Origin of the sequence: Collinsella sp. TM10-22 (assembly GCF_003466125.1) — a bacterium.
Taxonomy (GTDB): Bacteria; Actinomycetota; Coriobacteriia; order Coriobacteriales; family Coriobacteriaceae; genus Collinsella.
The window spans coordinates 221,924-240,998 of record NZ_QSOC01000002.1; the positions used below are offsets into that span (position 1 = coordinate 221,924).

The window sequence follows — 19,075 nt, forward strand, 5'->3', positions numbered from 1 at the left end:
AAAAAAGGCCGGCGGAGCAGTTAGCCCCGCCGGCACAACCATAGCATCAAGAAATCTGCCGCGCGCCGCGAGCTCTGAGCAACACAGCTCGCGATATCAAACTACTCGCCAAAGAACTCGTTGATCTTCTGCTCGTCGACGCCAAAGAACCACGTCAGGACAAAGCCGGCGGCATAGGCAAGCAGCATAGCGGCAACGTAGCCGAGCTGCTGGCCAGGAACGACGATCAGCAGGCCAAACAGACCGGAAACGCCCTGAGAAACCGTGCCGATGTGAAGCAGCGCCGCGAGCGCGCCACCAAATCCGGCACCCAGGCAGGCCGTCACAAACGGGCGAACGAGCGGCAGCGTAACAGCATACATCAGAGGCTCGCCCACACCCAGGATTCCAACGGGAATGGACTCGGCGACGTACTTCTTGAGTTTGGCGTTCTTGGTCTTAAAGTACAGCGCCAGACCGGCACCGACCTGGCCGCCGCCAGCCATCATAAGGATGGGCAGCAGGTAATTGATACCCTTGGTAGCGCCGTCGGGATCGTTGAGCATAGCGTGGATCGGCGTGAGCGCCTGATGCAGGCCGACGGACACCAGCGGCAAGAAGCCTGCCGACAGGATATAGCCGCCCAGGACGCCCAGCTTCTCGAAGATAAAGGTCAAAACGCTAAAGATGGCAGTCGTCAGCCATGCGCCAACCGGCTGGATGACGAGCATCAGAGCAAAGGCGCCGATGATGAGCACCAGCAGCGGGGACAGGAACGTGTCGAGTGCGTTGGGCATAACCTTGCGAATCTGACGCTCCATCCAGGCAAAAAATGCACCAGCGATGAGAGCCGCGATCATGCCGCCCGCTGCGGGGTTGTACTGCGCATTAGTGAGCGGCAGCAGAATGGCAGCGGCAGGATCAGCCGCGCCAGGCGCAAGCAGGGGCATAGCACCGTTGGCGATACACATCATGCCGGCGATGCCGCCCAGCGCAGCGGAGCCACCAAACTCACGAGCCGCGTTATAGCCCACCAAGATGGGCAGATAGGCAAACAGGGCCCAGCCCATGGAACGAATGCCCTGGTACCACCACTCGCCTGCAAGCGCGCCTGCCGTCGAGACGTTAATGACGTTGCAGATACCGTTGATGAGGCCAGCCGCAATGATGCCGGGAAGCAGGGCGACGAAGACATTGGAAATCTTCTTGAGGAAGGCCTGAACCGGCTTGGACTCGTACTTGGCCTTCTGCGCGGCCTTGTTTGTGGCCGCAGCGTCAACCACGCTCTCGTCAGCAACGCCTTTCGCAAGGCCGGTGAGCTTGGAGAACTCCTCGAGCACCTTATTCACCTTGCCCGGACCCAGCACGATCTGCATCGTGTCGTCCTCGACCAGGCCCATCACGCCGTCGAGTGCCTTAATACCCTCCGTGTCGACGTTGCCCGTGTCTTTGACGGTCACGCGCAGGCGCGTCATGCACGCCGCGTTTGCGAGCACGTTGTCTTTACCGCCCAAAAGGTCCAGCAGCTTTTGAGCCAGCTCTTTGTTCGTCATAACTCCTCCTTGTATTGGGTATCTCGTTTGGATGTCATATCAGCTCACGCCGCGCACCTATTGGGCATCGGCATTGTTCTTCTCATGGCCACTCACCGCAGCACGAACATGGCCGCGCGCCCGCTCAAGAGCTACCGCAGCCTGCTCGGCATCGCAGTTCAGCAGTACCGAGACAATAGCGGTTTTTACGTGGCCGTCGGCATCTGCAAGCGCCTGAACAGCGCGCTCGCGCGTGCAGCCGGTCGCCTCCATCACGATGTTCTGGCCGCGCACCACCAACTTCTCGTTCGTCTGCTGCACATCGACCATCAGGTTTTGGTATACCTTGCCGATCTTGACCATGGCACCGGTCGAAATCATGTTGAGGATGAGCTTTTGAACCGTTCCCGCCTTGAGCCTCGTTGAGCCGGTCAGCACCTCGGGACCGGGCACGGGCTCAATGGCAAGATCTGCGCTCTCCCCGATCTTCGACCCTTGGTTGCAGGCAATTGCAATGGTCTTGCACCCAATTGCCTTGGCGTACACAAGGCCGCCCACCACATAAGGAGTACGGCCGCTTGCTGCCAGGCCAACGACAAAATCCTTGTCCGAGAGTCCACGCTCTCGCAGGTCGTTCGCGCCAAGCTCCTCGCTGTCTTCGGCACCTTCGACAGCCTTGATAAACGCCGTCTCGCCTCCGGCAATGAGCCCGACAATCAGATCGGGTGACACGCCAAACGTGGGCGGACACTCCGAAGCGTCGAGTACGCCCAGACGACCGCTGGTGCCTGCGCCCATGTAAAAGACGCGCCCGCCGCGCTCGAGTGCCTCAGCAGCCCAGTCGATTGCTGTGGCAACCTGGGGCAGCACTTTTGTGACCGACTGGACGGCACGAAGATCCTCATCGTTCATCGTCGTGACGATTTGCAGCGATGTCATCGTATCGAGGTCCATAGACCTTTGATTACGCTGTTCGGTCGTGAATTTTGTTAAATCGAGCATTTCATTCACCTCATCTTTCCTGTTTCTCGATGTAGTTTTGCTTAATGGCATGCGTCGCCCGTTCGTAGTCGCTGGCAACGTAAGCAGCGTACAGGGCGTCGACAACCATAAGCTGGGCCATACGCGAAGCCATGGCACCGCTGCGGACCAAGGGCTCACTCGCAGCGACGCCGAGCACGGCATCGGCCATGGTGGCAAGCTTGGATGATCCATCTACTTTGGTCACGGCCACAACGGGACAGTTGTGACGTTGGGCCTCGGCGGTGCAGTCCAGCACCTCTTGCGTCAAGCCCGAGTAGCTAAAGGCGATTGCCATATCGCCCTCATGCATGTTCTTGGCACACAAGAGCTGATCATGCCAGTCGTCGTACAGATGGCACTCTTTGTCGACACGCATGAGCTTTTGCGCCAGATCGTGTGCGACCAAACGAGAGGCACCGATACCGAACAGATTGACCGCACGTGCCCGCTTAAGATGGGCCGCACATCGCTCCAAGACGGTGTAATCGAGCGTTCGCGCCGTCGCCTCGATCGTGCGCACGTTGCTTTTCATCACCTTCCCCACGATGCGTTCGACGCTGTCATCTATGGAGATGTCCTCGAGGGCAACGTCTTTCTTGTCACCCAAGAGCGCCAGCTCGGCAATCAGTTCGCGCTGGAACTCCTTGTAGCCCGCAAAACCCAAGCGCTTGCAAAAGCGCAAAATGCTCGAGGGCGAGGAGAACGTGGCATCGGCAAGACCGCGGACGGACAGCCCGACCACCTCGTGCGGATGAGCGCTTACATATGCGATGACATTGCGTTCCGCCGGGCTCGCGCTGAGCTCACGCTCGCGAAGCCGCAAAAGCAATCCGTTTGCCATCTCAAACACCTCCGTTGAGAAGAATTAAAGACCAACGAACGATTCGTACCGGATACAAACAGCTTTTACGGTACATTGTGCCGAATCGTGGCGCACAAAGGGCGAGCGTTCTACCGCTCGCCCCTCAAATCCGACCGCTCGGAAATACGCGCGACACAAAATGATTCAACGAGGTCGCATTATCGGTAACAAGGCTGTTACCGATACCGCCTCGCGTGGGCGCCAATCGGACGTGCCGCAAACCCCTACCCCGACTCGCGCATCCAGCGATCGAACGTCCCCACGCACACGCCCAGGCGCTTTGCCGCCTGGCTGCGGGTAATATCGCCTGCCTCATAGCTATCGCGCACCAGCTCAAACTGAGGAGGGCACGGCTTGCGAGGTCGACCGAAACGGACCCCTCGCGCCCGTGCCGCTGCAATTCCCTCCGCCTGGCGCCGATGGATATTCTCGCGCTCCACCTGCGCCACGTAGCTCAGCAGTTGCAGCACTATATCGGCAATCAGGGTGTTGGTCACATCCGGCGCGCCGCTGGCCCTGGCGCGCGTGTCAAGCAATGGCATGTCCAACACCACAATGGCAACTCCGAGCTCCTTGGTAATGCGTCGCCATTCCTCAAGAATCTCGGAGTAATTACGACCAAGTCGGTCGATAGAAAGCACCACCAGCACGTCCCCGTCTCCCAGGACGTGCAGCAGCTCGCGATAACGCGGTCGATCGAAGTCCTTGCCGCTCGCATGGTCGGCATAAATATTCGCCGAGCCCACGCCATAGGCGCCCAGCGCATCCAGCTGCCGATTAAGATTCTGATCGCGCGAACTCACCCGCGCATAACCGTACACCGTCGCCATCTCATCCCCGCTTTCTTGTAAACCTGCCAAAAAGGGATAGGTTTATTTTGGTAGGTTTTACCTCTCAAATAGCAGGTAAGCGGGCGGCCGAGCAGACGGCAAGGTAGCCACGATTCAAATGCGGAGGGCGGCCCCGAAAGACCGCCCTCCGCTCTCCCGCCACGAGTCGGGATTTAGCTAATGGATAAGCTTAAAGTCCAAGTGCCCGCGCGTGGTATTGACGCGCGAGACCTCGATGATCACGCGCTGCCCCAGCTCGTAACGAGCGCCCGTGTCGGCGCCCGTCAGCGTAAGCGCGTCCTCGTCGAACTCGAACCACTCGTTGCCCAGGCTCTTGATGGAAACCAATCCCTCAACCTGCGTGAGATCAAGACGCACAAAGAGACCCATGCTGCTAACCCACGAGACCGTTCCGGCATAGCGCTCGCCCAGGCGATCCTCGTAGTACTGGGCAATCTTGATCTTTTGCGTCGCGTGGCTGGCGGCGTCGGCCGCGCGCTCGGCATCGCTGCACGCACGGCATGTTTGCGGCAGAATGCGCGGAAGCGACTCCCGGCCTTTTCCGATCAGCCTGGGCGTACGCACTAAGGCGTCTTTCCCACCCAGCTGTTCGTATGCCAACTGCAGTTTGAGCACGCGGTGCACCACCAGATCGGGGTAGCGACGGATGGGACTCGTAAAGTGACAGTAGCACGGCGCGGCGAGCGCAAAGTGGCCCTCGTTACGCGGTTTGTACAGCGCGCGCTGCATGCTGCGCAGAAGCAGCGTGTTGACGAGCGGTGCGTTGGCCGTACCGGCGGCAGCATCAACTGCAGCCTGTAGTTCATCGGGACTCCCCAGGGCAATACCGGCAGCACGGCGATCGTCGATGATGCCGAGCTGCGCCAGCGCAACGGCGGCACCGTGCAGGCTATCGGGGCTCGGATCCTCATGCACGCGATAGCAGGCCTCGATATCACGGTCTGCCAGCCACTCTGCAACGCACTCGTTGGCGAGCAGCATGGCTTCCTCGATAAGCGACGTAGCACACGAACGCTCACGCGCGACAATCTGCATGGGTACTCCGTCCTCATCCAATAGAGCGCGGATCTCGGCCGTGTCAAAATCGACTGAGCCGCGGGCGCGACGAATGCGACGGCGAAGTTCGGCGAGTTCGTTGGCGGCGACAAGGAAATCGCCGAGATCGACGTTGCAGCCGCGAGCGGCCTCCTCGCACGCAAGACCGCGCTCAAGCGCTTCCTCGCGCGAGGTCTCGGCAGCCGCAACATCCTCGGCCGCACCCTCCAGCACCGAATACTCAACCGCGCCGGCACGCACCAGCAGCGCCTCGGCGCCGTCATAATCCATGCGCACACGCGAGCGAATCACGCTGGGGTACGGATCGTAATGGCGAACGTGGCCCTGCGCATCGAGCTCAATGTCAACGGTAAACGCCAGACGGTCCTCGTCAGGGCGAAGCGAGCACAGGTCACAGGACAGGCGTTCGGGCAGCATGGGAAGCACGCGATCGGCCAGATACACCGATGTCGTACGATGGCGAGCCTCAAGATCGATATGCCCGTTCCAAGCCACATAGTGAGAAACGTCAGCGATATGCACACCCAGTTTGTAGCCGCCCCCGGGTGTGCGCTCCAGCGAAATGGCATCGTCAAAGTCACGCGCGTCGACCGGGTCGATCGTGATGACAAAGCGGTCGCGCAGGTCGCGGCGAAGCGGATCTTTAAGCGCCGCGGTCACATCGAGCGAAAGTCCCTCGGCCTCGTCCAGCGCGGCCTCGGGATAGCTATCGGTATAGCCGTAACGCGCCATCACATATTGAACGCCCAAATCGGGCGCGCCATCTCCGCCAATGCGGCGCTCGATCGTCACGGTGCCCGATTCCAGGCGCGTCGGGTAGGTCAAAATGCGCGCGACAACGGCATCACCCGGGTGGACGCCCAGACAATCCGCCGAGGTATCCTCGGGCAGAATGAAGAAGTCGGCCTTCAGACGCGAATCGAGCGGCTCGATCACACCGAGCGGACCGGCGGTCTGGTACGTGCCCACCACGCTTATGGCTGCGCGCTCAACCACGCCTTCGATCACGGCGCGCCGTTCACCGTGTGGGCTGTTCTTAATGCTCACGGCAACGGTATCTCCATCCATGATCTCGCGCTTACCGCGACCCATGACCTTGTAGTCGCCGTTTTCGGTTACAACGTAGGCGCTATGCTCATGGAGCTGCACGCGTCCGGTCAGGCTCGGACGGCGTTCGCTGCGCACCGGCCCGCGCTTATTGCGAGCTCCACGCTTATGCTTATTATTGCGCCCCATGGCGCCTCCTAACTATCGATGGTCGTTTACACCCCAAGAGTCTACCCAAATGGTCCTTAGGGGGCGGAGGAAAACGGTCACATAGATAGACCAGCGCCACGATGATCCGCAATCCTGCCGTTCCCTAGGGATCAAAAAACGGGCCGCCCCATAAGAGACGACCCGTTGGAAGGGGTGAATTCCAGGCATGCCTACACGCGCAGGTAGCGGCGCATGGCGATGGCAGAACCAAAGAGACCGATAATCACGCCGACCAGAATCAGCGCAGCATAGGTCACCAGGTAGTACTGCATCGGCAGGGCAAACGACATCCAGCCGATGCTCTCCTGCAGACGCGGAATCATCAGATTACGCAGCAGCTCCAGAACACCGATGGAAAGCAGCGAGCCCAAAATGGCCTGCAGTACGCCCTCGGTGATAAACGGGCCACGAATGAAGCCGTTGCTGGCGCCGACCAGACGCATAATCGCAATCTCACGACGACGCGCCGTGATGGACAGGCGAATCGTGTTGTTGATGAAGATGAATGCGATAAAGGTCAGAAGGCCAACGAGCACCACGGCGGCGATGCGGATGTAGTTGGTCACCTGGAACAGGCGGCTCACTTCCTCCTGGCCGTACAGCACGCTCGCGTTGACGTCGCCGTCATCCGCGATCTTCTGGAAATCGGCATTCTTCTTGAGCTTCTTGGCCGTGCTTTCGACCTGAGACGGATCGTCCATCTCAATCGCGAACGAGGCCGGAAGCGGGTTCTGGCCGTCGAGCGCACTCATGGTGGCATCGGCGTTGCCCGACATCTTGCTCGTATACTCGGCCAGCGCGTCGTCCTTATCCTTATAGGTCACGGACTTGACGTTACTCCACGTCTTGAGCTCGGCCTCAAAGGCCTGGACGTCCGCCTGGTCGGCATCATCGCTGATGAATGCGTTGATAACAACCTGATCCTCGACGGTGCCGATCACGGAGTTCAGCATCGCGGAGCCCATAATGAACAGACCGATGATAAACAGCGAAAGGAAGATCGTGATGACGGCGCCGAGCGAGGTAGTCCAGTTACGGAAGAAGTGGCTGATTGCCTCTTTGAAGGAGTAGCCCACGTTAGTTGGTGCCATAGTTGCCGTAACCTCCCCTCTCCTGGTCGCGGATAACGTGGCCGCCCTCGAGGGCGATCACGCGACGGTGCATGCTATCGACCATCTCGCGGTCGTGCGTGGCGACGATCACGGTGGTGCCGGTGCGGTTAATACGCTCGAGCAGCTTCATGATGCCCAGCGAGATCGCCGGGTCGAGGTTACCCGTGGGCTCGTCGCAGATCAGCAGCGGCGGACGGTTGACCATAGCGCGGGCGACGGCAACGCGCTGCTGCTCGCCACCGGAAAGCTGGTCGGGCAGCGAGTCCATCTGATCGGCAAGACCGACCAGACGCAGCACCTCGGGCACCTGGCTGCGAATGACGCCCTTGGGCTTGCCGATGCACTGCAGGGCAAACGCCACGTTTTCGTAGGCGGTCTTTTGCGGCAGAAGCTTAAAGTCCTGGAACACGGCGCCAATCTGGCGGCGCAGGAACGGAACCTTGCGGTTCTTGATCTTCATGAGGTCCTGACCGGCAACCAGGATGCGGCCACTCGTCGGCTTGACGTCGCGGTTGAGCGTCGATAGCAGCGTGGTCTTACCCGAGCCGGAGTGACCGACCAGGAAGACGAACTCGCCCGGATAGATCTCGATGTTGATATCGTCGAGCGCGGGCTTGTTGGGCTGTGCCGGATAGATCTTGGTGACATGCTCCATAAGGATGACGGGCTCGACACCGGCCTGCTTGGCCATCTTCTTGCGGCTGGCCTGCGGATCGATGGGCGCAAACACCGACGTAAAATCGGGATTGTTGAGCGCGTTATCGAGGCTTGCGACCTCGGCTGCCTGATCGCTCTTGACCACCGGGGCAGCAGGCTGCGTGGGGTCGGGAATAGCGGCAAAGAGGCCGGACTGCGCAGGCTGAGGAACCGGCGTCGCAGGGGCCATGGGGTCGGGAATGCCGGCCATGGTAGGCTGCGGCGTGGCGGCGCCAGCCTGAGACTGCTCCACGCGAGCGGTCACGGCCTGAACGGGCTCAAAACCCGCCGTGCCGGAAAGCGCGACATCGCTGGTGGGATTGTAGGCAAAGGGATCGGATGCCGGCTGTGCCTGATCTGCCGGCTGAGCGGGGGCCTGAGCAACAGGCTGGCCCTCTGAATCCGGAGTGGCGAAACGACTGCCCTGGACGCCTGTCTGCGTCTTGGGGGCATCATCGCCCGCACCGGAGGTACGGAAGTGGTTACCCACTGGTGCTCCTTATCGTCGTGCGTTTAAACTACATGAGCGCTTTGTATTTTAGCAGCATTAGCTTTGCTGCACATAAGAAGCATGGCGGGGTTTGGTCTCACCGGCCGCGCGCAGGGTTACCTCCCAAATCGTCCTCGGACATGTCGGAGCCCCCGCTGCGCACTACGTGCGGCGGGGGCTCCTCCGTCCTGCGGAAAGATTTGGGAGGTAACCCTGCGCGCGGCCTGCGGCTACTAAGGGGCCGCCGCGTTTATCTTACGGTGCTGCATATACAAAGTTGGAAGGGTCTGAATTGCACTTTGCTGGTCTGGGCCCGTTTCCCGGAGAAAGCCCTTGCTTGGTGCGGGCCTAATTTGTTTGTTGCCGACAAAAAACAGGGGCGTCCTCTTTGAGGACGCCCCTGCTATGGATTGCATACGGTTGCTGAAGCGATACTTTGCCTCGTCTTGTCCTAGGCCAAGAACTCCTTGGTGGTCGCCACGATGTTGGCGGCGTCCAGGCCGTACTTGTGCAGGAGCTCTGCACCCGGGCCGGACTCGCCAAAGGTGTCGTTAACGCCAATCTTCTTGAGCGGCGTCGGGCACTGCTCGCACAGGACATCGGCAACGGCGCTGCCCAGACCACCGATCACGGAGTGCTCCTCGACGGTCACGACGTGGCCGGTCTTGGTAGCGCTCTTGACGATCAGGTCGGCGTCGATGGGCTTGATGGTGTGCATGTTGATGACCTCGGCGTCGATACCCTCGGCAGCAAGCTGCTCGGCGGCCTCGAGGGCCTCGCCGACCATCAGACCACAGGCAATGATGGTAACGTCGGCGCCCTCGCGCATAACGATGCCCTTGCCCAACTCGAACTTATAGTTCTCGGGGTCGTTGATAACCGGCGAGGCCAGACGGGCAAAGCGCATGTACACAGGGCCGTCGCACTCGTAGGCGGCGCGCGTCACGGCGCGGGCCTCGACGTCGTCGGCGGGAACGATAACGGTCATGCCAGGGATAACGCGCATGAGGGCGATATCCTCGCAGCACTGGTGCGTGGCGCCGTCCTCGCCCACCGAGATACCGGCATGCGTGGCGCCAATCTTAACGTTGAGATGCGGATAGCCGATGGAGTTGCGGACCTGCTCAAAGGCGCGGCCGGCGGCGAACATGGCAAAGGTGCTCGCAAAGGCAACGCGGCCGGTGGTCGCGATACCGGCGGCAACACCCATCAGGTTGCTCTCGGCGATACCCACATCGAAGAAACGATCGGGGCAGGCGGCCTTAAACTTGCCGGTCTGCGTGGCGGCGGCCAGGTCGGCGTCGAGGACCACAAAGTCGTCGTGCTCGTTGGCGAGCTCGACGAGGGCCTCGCCGTAGCTTACGCGCGTGGCGATTTTCTTGACGTCTGCCATCCTAGAGCTCCTCTCCGGCGGCCGTGAGCTCTGCCATGGCCTGCTCAAACTGTTCATCGTTGGGGGCCTTGCCGTGCCAACCCACCTGGTTCTCCATAAAGGAAACGCCCTTGCCCTTCATGGTCTCGGCGATAATGGCGGTCGGCTGGCCCTTGGTGGCGCGGGCCTCGGCAAAGGCGGCGCGGATCTGATCGAAATCGTTGCCGTCGGCAAGCTCCACCACGTGGAACTTAAAGGCGCGGAACTTGTCTGCCAGCGGCATGGGGTCGTTGACCTCCTCGACGGGACCATCGATTTGCAGGCCGTTGTGGTCAACGATCACGCAAAGGTTATCGAGCTGCTGGTTGCCGGCAAACATGGCGGCCTCCCAGACCTGGCCTTCCTCGCTCTCGCCATCACCCAGCAGGGCGTAGGTGCGATAGTCATCGCCCCAGTGCTTGGCGGCAACCGCCATGCCCACGGCGGCGGAGATGCCCTGGCCCAGCGAGCCGGTGGACATATCGACGCCCGGGGTGTCGTTCATGTTGGGGTGGCCCTGCAGGTGGCTACCGATATGGCGCAGCGTCTCGAGATCCTCCTTGGGGAAGAACCCACGCTCGGCGAGCACGGCGTACAGACCCGGAGCACAGTGGCCCTTGGAGAGCACAAAGCGATCGCGGTCGGCCTTGTGGGGATCAGCCGGGTCGACGTTCATTTCCTCAAAGTACAGATAGGTCATGATGTCGGCAGCGCCGAGCGAACCGCCCGGATGGCCGGACTTGGCAGCGTGCACGCCGGTGACGATGCCCTTCCTAACCTCGTTGGCAACCTTTTTGAGCTCTTCGTCGCTCATTGTGCCTTCCTTTCATCCTCATTAGACAAAATGCGCACGGCACAGAAGGTAATCCCAACACAGCCGCAATGCACGTACGTCATTCATTATGCTGGAAACTGATGGCTTTACCAGACTTTTTATCATTATTTGAGCAATTTAGCAGGCAGACCCGCTGATGAAACGGTTTATCAATGTGAACGTCTTTTGGATGGGGCGCAGCCTGCCCTACGCGTTAATGTCCTTGAATCCCTCGCCAAAGGTTTCCGTAACATCGGCAACCGTCACAATGGCGTGAGGATCGCGCTCGCGCACGATCGTCTTCAGGGTGTTGAGCTCTCGACGGCTCACGATGACCATAATCACCGGCTTCTCGGCGCCCGAATACATACCGGTCGCCTTTAACTTGGTGCAGCCGCGGCCCAGGCCATACATGATGTCGGCCGCGATATCGGGGAAGTTGTCCGAGATGATGAGCACCATACGACGCTTGTTGCCGCCATCGACCACAGCATCGATCACGTAGCCGCTGATCACCATCGAAAGACCTGCATACAGCGCGTTTTCGACCGAAAAGACCGGGGCCGACAGCGCGCACACGGCAACATCGATCGCCATGACGGTGGAGCCCACCGGTAGCGACGTATTGCGCGAGATGATCTGGCCGATCGTGTCGGAGCCGCCGGTGTTGGCACCGGCGCGCAGCACCATGCCGTAGCCGATGCCCGTGATAATGCCGCCCCACATAGCGGGCAGCATCAGATCGGCATGTGCCAACGGCGCCACAAACGGAGCGAACAGGTCGGTGAAAAAGCCCAGCAGCACAAAGCCCGTCGCGGTCTGCACCACATAGAACATGCCGCCCTCGCGCATAACGACCAGCAGCAGCAAGGCATTCATCACGATGGTCTGGATACCGACGGGAAGCGATATGCCATGCGAGGCGCCGACCGCCTGGATAATGGTGGCAAGGCCCGTAACGCCACCGGCAGCAAGGCCGTTGGGAATCAAAAACAGGTCGGTCGCAATAGCGGCCAGAGCGCACCCCAACATAATCTGGGGCAGATCGCGAAAGAAGTTCATCGAAAGAATGCGCTTGATGTCCAGACGATATGCCATGCTGCCTCCCTCAAAAAAGCGCACCCAAACGGATGCGCTTTGAGCTTCTTCTTGTATTCGATTTTACCGATTCGCCGACCAAATACCACCCCCGCTCAGGGTCCGTATTGGCCACATCTGCCCAAAGCCAACCCTATGGGTTTAGACAGACGGGGCCTCCGCATCGGCGTTGCCGGTTGCCCAGCGATGGTAGCCGATCACAAACGGATCCAGATCGCCATCGTCGAGAACGGCCTCGACGTTGCTGGTCTCCACACCCGAGCGCAGGTCCTTGACCATCTGATACGGGTAGAGCACGTAGCTGCGAATCTGGTTACCAAAACCGATCGTGGTCTTGGGTCCACGAATCTCGTCGAGCGCCTCGGCGCGCTTCTCGAGCTCGATCTCGTACAGACGGGCCTTGAGAATCTGCATGCACGCGGCCTTGTTTTGAATCTGGCTGCGCTCGTTTTGGCAAGTGACAACGATGCCGCTGGGAAAATGCGTCACGCGTACGGCGGAGTCGGTGGTGTTGACGCCCTGTCCGCCCGGGCCGCTCGCGTGATACACGTCCACGCGGATATCGTCGGGACTGATCTCGATGTCGATATCGTCAGGCAGCACGGGGATGACCTCGACGCCGGCAAACGTGGTCTGGCGGCGCTTCTTGTCGTCGGTGGGGCTAATGCGCACCAGACGGTGGACGCCGGCCTCGGCGCGCAGCATGCCAAACGCGTCCTTGCCCTCGACAGTAAAGGTCGCACGGTCGATGCCGATGACCTCGGCTGCGGGGCAGTCGTTAATGGTGACCTTCCAGCCGCGACGCTGGCAGTACTTCATGTACATCTTGAAGAGCATGAAGGTCCAGTCCTGCGCCTCCAGGCCGCCCTGTCCGGGTTTGATGGTCACAATCGCGTCGCCGTGATCGAACTCACCGGTAAACCAGCTCGAAAGCTCGAGCTCGTCGATAGCGCGGGCCAGGCGTTCTGCCGTAGCGGCAGCCTCCTCGCGCAATGCGGCGGCATCGGGGTCGTCGCCCATCTCCTCGGCAAGCTCCAGCGCCGCGCGGGCGTCAGATAGCTCGCCGCGCGCGGTATCCACGGCAGCGATATCTTCCTTGGCGCGAGCGATCTCCTCCATGGTGGCGCGAGCGGCGTCGGCGTCATCCCAAAAGCCGGGGGCCACGCTTTTGGTCTCGAGCTCGGTCACGCGCGTGCGCTTCTCGTCCAAATGAAGATACGACTCGACCTCGCCGAGCCGGTCCGCAAACGCGTCCAGCTCGGCGGGCGTTACCTCTAAAGCCTCGGCCATTAACGATTCCTGCCGTGGCAGTACTTGAACTTCTTGCCGCTGCCGCAGGGGCACAGGTCGTTGCGGCCCACGTTGACATAAGGGTCATCGCTCTCGGACTTGCGGTAGGTGGTCACCTTGCCACCGTTGTTGACGGCAGCCGGGCCTCCCTGGACGACCGTACGGGCTTGCACCTGTGCCTGCTTGCGCAGCACCGAGTTGCCGTTGTCGCCATCGACATCGGCGGGGCCGGAGAAGTGTGCACCCTCGAGCGCAGGGTCCTCCTTGTGCTCCACGGCGTGCGGGGCGGCCTTGATCTCGATGCGCAGGACGGTGCGCAGGTAATCCTCGTACATGGTGTCGACGAGCATCTGGAAGGCACCATAAGCCTCGGTCTTGTACTCGACCAGCGGGTCGCGCTGACCAAAGCCGCGCAGTCCGATACCGGTCTTGAGGTAGTCCATCTCCTGCAGGTAGTTCATCCAGCGGGTATCGATGACGCGCAGCATGACCTGGGTGTTGAGCTCGCGCATGAGGTCCTCACCCAGGCGCTCGGCCTTCATGTTGTAGCACTTCTCGACGTAGGCCAGGACATCGGCAGCCAGGGCCTCAAAGTCCTCGTCGGGGAACTTGGGCGTATCGATATGCCCGGTGAGCTCCACGACCCACTTGCGCAGGCCCTCGAGATCGCGCTCGCCATCGTGGCTGTCCTTGGTGCAGAACTCCTGCACGCAGCGGTACACGGTGTCGTGCATGACCTCGGTGATGTGGTCGGTCAGATCCTTGCCGTCCAGAATCTTGTTGCGCTCGGCGTAGATGACCTGGCGCTGCTTGTTCATGACGTCATCGTACTCGAGGACGCTCTTGCGCATGGAGAAGTTGATGCTCTCGACCTTGTGCTGGGCGCTCTCGACGGCCTTGGAGATGATCTTGTGCTGGATGGGCATGTCGTCGCCCATGTCGGCCGTGACCATCATCTTGGAGACGCGGTCCATCTTGTCGCCACCGAACAGGCGCATGAGGTCGTCCTCGAGCGACAGGTAGAACTGGGTCTCGCCCGGATCGCCCTGACGACCGGAGCGGCCGCGCAGCTGGTTGTCGATACGACGGGACTCGTGGCGCTCGGTGCCGATAACGGTCAGGCCACCGGCGGCAAGCACGCGCTCACGCTCGGCCTTGCAGGTCTCCTTGGCCTCGGCGTTAAACTGCTCGAGCTGCTCGGGCGTTACGTCCTCCATGGTCAGGCCCTCGTACTCAAGGCGCTCGCGCACCAGCTCGTCGGGGTTGCCGCCCAGCAGGATGTCGGTACCACGACCGGCCATGTTAGTAGCGATGGTCACGGCGCCGTAGCGTCCGGCCTGCGCAACGATATGGGCCTCGCGCTCGTGGTGCTTAGCGTTGAGGACCTCGTGCGCGATGCCGCGCTTGGTAAGGGCGGCTGACAGCTTCTCGGAGCTCTCGATGGAGACGGTACCCACCAGGACCGGCTGGCCCTTAGCGTGGCGCTGCTCAACGTCGTCGGCAACGGCGTTGTACTTAGCCTGAATGGTGCGGTAGACCAGGTCCTCGTGGTCCACGCGCTGCACGGGTCTGTTGGAAGGAATGACCTCAACGGGCAGCTTGTAGATCTCGCGGAACTCGGCGTCCTCGGTGAGTGCCGTACCGGTCATACCGGAGAGCTTGTCATACAGGCGGAAGTAGTTCTGCAGGGTGATGGTCGCCAGCGTCTGGTTCTCCTCGCGCACGAGCACGCCCTCTTTGGCCTCGATGGCCTGGTGCAGGCCCTCGGAGTAACGGCGGCCTTCCATAATGCGGCCGGTGAACTCGTCGACGATCTTGACCTCGCCGTTGGTGACCACGTACTGCTTATCGCGGTGGAACATGTACTGGGCCTTCAGCGCCTGCTGCAGGTGGTTGACCAGCTGGCCCGAGAGATCGGCGTAGATGTCCTCGATGCCTAGGCGGCGCTCGATTTTCTTAAGGCCACGCTCGGTGGCGGCAATGGTGTGCTTGGCCTCGTCCATGACATAGTCGCCCGTGGGCTCGACGTCCTCGGTGGCGGTGAGCATGTCGTGCGACACGTCCTCGCCGCGCTCAAGGCCACGCACGGCACGCGCGAAGTCCTTGTAGGTACTGGCGGACTTGGTACCAGCGCCCGAGATGATCAGCGGGGTGCGGGCCTCATCGATCAGGATGGAGTCAACCTCGTCGACGATGGCGTAGTTGTGGCCGCGTTGCACGCGCTGCTCGGGACGGGTAACCATGTTGTCACGCAGGTAATCAAAGCCGAACTCGGAGTTGGTGCCGTAGGTGATGTCGGCCTGATAGGCCGGGCGCTTGAGCTCGAGCGGCATGTTGTTCTGGAGCAGACCGACGGTCATGCCCAGGTACTTATAGATGCGGCCCATCCACTCGGAGTCGCGCTTGGCAAGGTAATCATTGACAGTAACGACGTGCACGCCCTTGCCGGCAATAGCGTTGAGATAGCCAGCCAACGTGGAGACGAGGGTCTTACCTTCGCCGGTCTTCATCTCGGCGATGTGGCCCTCGTGCAGTGCCATGGCGCCAATAAGCTGCACGTCAAAGTGGCGCATACCCATGGTGCGCTTGGAAGCCTCACGCACGGTGGCAAAGGCCTCGGGGAGCATGTCGTCGAGCGACTCGCCGTTGGCGTAACGCTCGCGGAACTTATCGGTCTGGCCGCGGAGTTCCTCCTCGGTCATCTTCTCAAACTGGGGCTCAAGACCGTTGATCTGGTCGACGATCTTGTAGTAGCGCTTAAGGTCCTTATCGGATCCAAAGGACAGCAGCTTTGACATGAATCCCATGTGGTTTTCCTTTTTGGCCATCGCCCGTGGCATAAAACCTTGGACGAGTTAAACACAGATATTTGTACTTTAGCCAAACAAGGCGCCGCCTATGCGGTCGACACGCTCGACCACGTAATAACTACGACAGCCTGCCAAAAAGGGACTGGTTTATTTTGGCGGCTTTTATCTGGGAAACCGCTGCCTCTCTCTCTGCCATTTGGTGCAAGCTAGCCCGTCCCCTTCGCACCAACCTGGCGCAATGGGGACGGGCTAGCTTGCACCAATAAAAAGAAAAGGGCCGCGCACCCAAACGGATGCGCGGCCCTTATGCCATGAATGCGAGTGTTTCCGCGGCGAGCTACTTACTCAGCAGCCTCGGTGGTCTCGGCCTCGGCAGCGGCCTCCTCGACGGGAGCCTCTGCGGGAGCCTCGGCGGCCTGCTTGGCAGCCTCCTCGGCAAACTTAGCGGCACGCTTAGCCTTCTCGGCAGCCTTAGCCTCAGCGGCGGCCTTGCGAGCGGCCTCGGCCTCAGCAGCCTTGGCGGCCTTGGCAGCCTTGGCCTCCTCGGCCTTCTTGAGCTGAGCGGCAGCGGCGCCACCGAACTTGTCGGCGAAGCGCTGGACGCGTCCACCGGTGTCGACGAACTTCTGCTGGCCGGTGTAGAACGGGTGGCACTCGTTGCAAAGCTCGACCTTCATCTCGGACACGGTAGCGTGCGTCTTGAAGGTGTTGCCGCAGGAGCACGTCACCGTGCACTCGACATACTGGGGATGGATACCCTGCTTCATGGTAGGACTCCTTATTGGTCAGGCGCTGGTTACCGATCAGCGCATAAGGCGTCTTGGTTTCCGACCAAGACAACAAACTCGGCTATGGTACCACGGCGCCGCGTGTCCCACAAAAGGTTCACGGTCTTTTCGGCACAACGCGAGGAAAAATGACCCACGGATTACCGACAAATGGTCCCATGAATTACCTTCAAAACGACCCACGCACTGGTAGAACGTTGCAAATTTCAACGTTCTGGAATCGTGGGTGCTGACGGTTTGCCATTGCGAGAGGCATGGCGGCTCGACCATCAGGATAATCTCGGCGAGAAAATCGACGAGGACAGAGGGACGGCAGTATTGGAGCTATCGAAACGAATGGCAAGGACGAGATTATGGAGATGCCCGCCGAGGTCGACTTCTCCGACAGCGTTCCGAACCCCTACATCGGGAAGGTGCGCCGCCGCGTCACTATGAACATCGACGGCTAGAACATCGACTACTTCAAGGCGGAGTCCGCCCGTACAGTGGTGCCGTATCAAGTCATCATCAGCATGTACCTGGCCGAGTGCCGCGGGCGGAGGAAGCGTCTGACGTTCGCGAACTGCAGTGGTGAGCATTCCCGCTTGGGCAGTAAAAGGAAGAGGGGGCTGGCAAGGCCAGTCCCCTCTTCTCTCATGACACTCGATTTGCATTTACGGCACGACGAAAGCCGGGCCGCTGGTTACCTTGTCAAATTCGAGCACCGACGTTCCGGTGTTCAAATAAAGGCTTCCTTGGTTTCCGTCTGCGGAGGCGTAAGCCAGGTGGACAAATCCGTAATCATCTCCTGATTGGTCGGCCAACATGAAGATGTTCGGATCGCCGGTTGTCTCAAATGAACCGTCGGTCACATTTCCATTGCTGTCGACGATTTGCCACCTGTTTTCGTCTTCCCCAAGGAAGGAGAGCTGGGTTAAGCCGGTCTCGTGGTCTCGGTACACTCCGTCTAGGCGGAACCCTTCGGAAATGCCATGTTTCAAGGTGTTCGCATCTTTTATGGATACGGCAGAGACTGCGATTGCGGCTATCGCGACCAATAACGCCAGCGCAATGGGTATTTTGGCGGAGCCGGTCTTCATGTCAGCCTACTTTGCGCTTGCCGAGAGCCATGCTGTAGAACGTGTTGGTGGCCATCTTTGCGTAGACCCTGCGTACCCCGTTCGTCGTCTCATAGACGACGTAGGGTTGAATCTTGTGGGTCACGTTCGCCGTCGCCTTGTAGAAGCCCGATCCGGAAATGTTGACCGCGTACCCCGTCACGCTGAGGGAGCGATTTGCCTTCGGGATGGAAACGCTCACGCTGCCAACTCCTCCGGGAAGGGATACCGACACACCGACCGATCCGCCGCCGGAAGGTGATACGAAGATAGAGCCACCTCCCGATATCTGCACGCCGCCCGCCGGCTGTCCGGCGACGTCATGCCATCCAGTGCTCTTGTTTACCACGCTGCCGTATACCGTGTCGTAGGTCGGACGTCCCCCGGCTCGTGCGTCGCCATCGTACCCGGCGAGGGCTTGCTCGATGATTTGCGCAGCTTCTTCCTCCGCGCGTTCGCGGAGCATCGCGTCAAACTGGTTTTCAGTGAGGTCGGGGCGAACGAAGTAGTCGATTCGATTCTGATCAAGTGTTTGAAATTCCGCCGCTAACACCCCTTTTGGCATCAGTAGGGAGATTCCTCCAACCGCCGCTGCGGCGATAGCGGCTCGCCTGGTGATCCCGGTTTCGACGATTTTCTTCATTGTGTCCTCCTAACGGACGTCTTGGATAGAAAACATCTCCTTTCTCAAAATTGCCCCTGATAACGTGATGATTCCTCGCTCGTTCATATTGCCGTTGGCTTGGGTTGCGCGCGTATTGAATGCGTCGACAAAGCTCTGCATGCCCTGCTTCATAAAGAAGGGGCCGAAGATGGGTGAATTGAACGCGATGGGGACGGAGAAGGCTGCGGCAAGAACGAGCGTAGAGATCCATACGGCCCTGTCTCTTAGGATTAGTTTGAGAAGAA

15 protein-coding genes are annotated in these 19,075 nt (G+C 60.3%); all 15 read right to left on the bottom strand.

Going from position 1 to position 19,075, the window contains the following annotated elements; all coding sequences use genetic code 11:
- Positions 1–101: 101 nt before the first annotated feature.
- Positions 102–1,532 (bottom strand): PTS transporter subunit EIIC, encoded by a 1,431-nt coding sequence (locus DXD94_RS02910; protein ID WP_117763186.1) that lies wholly within the window; start codon positions 1,530–1,532, stop codon positions 102–104.
- 57 nt (positions 1,533–1,589) lie between these two features.
- Complete coding sequence (gene murQ / locus DXD94_RS02915; protein WP_117763238.1) at positions 1,590–2,513, bottom strand: N-acetylmuramic acid 6-phosphate etherase; 924 nt, start codon at positions 2,511–2,513, stop codon at positions 1,590–1,592.
- A gap of 10 nt (positions 2,514–2,523) precedes the next feature.
- Positions 2,524–3,375 (bottom strand): MurR/RpiR family transcriptional regulator, encoded by an 852-nt coding sequence (locus DXD94_RS02920; RefSeq protein ID WP_117763187.1) that lies wholly within the window; start codon positions 3,373–3,375, stop codon positions 2,524–2,526.
- Positions 3,376–3,620: 245 nt separating this feature from the next.
- Positions 3,621–4,226: a recombinase family protein gene (locus tag DXD94_RS02925; protein WP_117734384.1), complete on the bottom strand. Its 606-nt coding sequence runs from the start codon at positions 4,224–4,226 to the stop codon at positions 3,621–3,623.
- A 177-nt stretch (positions 4,227–4,403) separates the two neighbouring features.
- Entirely contained in the window at positions 4,404–6,539 is a 2,136-nt protein-coding gene (locus DXD94_RS02930) for a ribonuclease R family protein (RefSeq protein WP_117763188.1), read from the bottom strand.
- Positions 6,540–6,730: 191 nt separating this feature from the next.
- Positions 6,731–7,651 (bottom strand): permease-like cell division protein FtsX, encoded by a 921-nt coding sequence (ftsX, locus tag DXD94_RS02935; protein WP_117734382.1) that lies wholly within the window; start codon positions 7,649–7,651, stop codon positions 6,731–6,733.
- Complete coding sequence (ftsE, locus tag DXD94_RS02940) at positions 7,638–8,858, bottom strand: cell division ATP-binding protein FtsE (RefSeq protein WP_117763189.1); 1,221 nt, start codon at positions 8,856–8,858, stop codon at positions 7,638–7,640. Before ftsE ends, ftsX begins: the two co-directional genes overlap by 14 nt.
- A 451-nt stretch (positions 8,859–9,309) precedes the next feature.
- Positions 9,310–10,251: a transketolase family protein gene (locus tag DXD94_RS02945; protein ID WP_117763190.1), complete on the bottom strand. Its 942-nt coding sequence runs from the start codon at positions 10,249–10,251 to the stop codon at positions 9,310–9,312.
- Between the two features lies 1 nt (position 10,252).
- Positions 10,253–11,083, bottom strand: coding sequence for a transketolase (locus DXD94_RS02950; RefSeq protein WP_117734379.1), 831 nt, complete (start codon positions 11,081–11,083; stop codon positions 10,253–10,255).
- A 207-nt stretch (positions 11,084–11,290) separates the two neighbouring features.
- Positions 11,291–12,181 carry a YitT family protein gene (locus DXD94_RS02955; RefSeq protein WP_117743527.1) on the bottom strand — a complete coding sequence of 297 codons (891 nt, stop codon included), beginning with the start codon at positions 12,179–12,181 and terminating at the stop codon, positions 11,291–11,293.
- Between the two features lie 141 nt (positions 12,182–12,322).
- On the bottom strand, positions 12,323–13,471 hold the full coding sequence (prfB, locus tag DXD94_RS02960; protein ID WP_117743528.1) for a peptide chain release factor 2: 1,149 nt from the start codon (positions 13,469–13,471) through the stop codon (positions 12,323–12,325).
- Positions 13,471–16,278, bottom strand: a complete 2,808-nt coding sequence (gene secA, locus DXD94_RS02965) for a preprotein translocase subunit SecA (RefSeq protein WP_117743529.1) — start codon at positions 16,276–16,278, stop codon at positions 13,471–13,473. Before secA ends, prfB begins: the two co-directional genes overlap by 1 nt.
- Before the next feature lie 344 nt (positions 16,279–16,622).
- Positions 16,623–17,048 (bottom strand): 50S ribosomal protein L31, encoded by a 426-nt coding sequence (gene rpmE / locus DXD94_RS02970; protein WP_006235303.1) that lies wholly within the window; start codon positions 17,046–17,048, stop codon positions 16,623–16,625.
- 674 nt (positions 17,049–17,722) lie between these two features.
- Positions 17,723–18,148: a hypothetical protein gene (locus DXD94_RS02980; RefSeq protein ID WP_117734375.1), complete on the bottom strand. Its 426-nt coding sequence runs from the start codon at positions 18,146–18,148 to the stop codon at positions 17,723–17,725.
- A 1-nt stretch (position 18,149) separates the two neighbouring features.
- Entirely contained in the window at positions 18,150–18,809 is a 660-nt protein-coding gene (locus tag DXD94_RS02985) for a hypothetical protein (RefSeq protein ID WP_117734374.1), read from the bottom strand.
- Positions 18,810–19,075 lie beyond the last annotated feature (266 nt).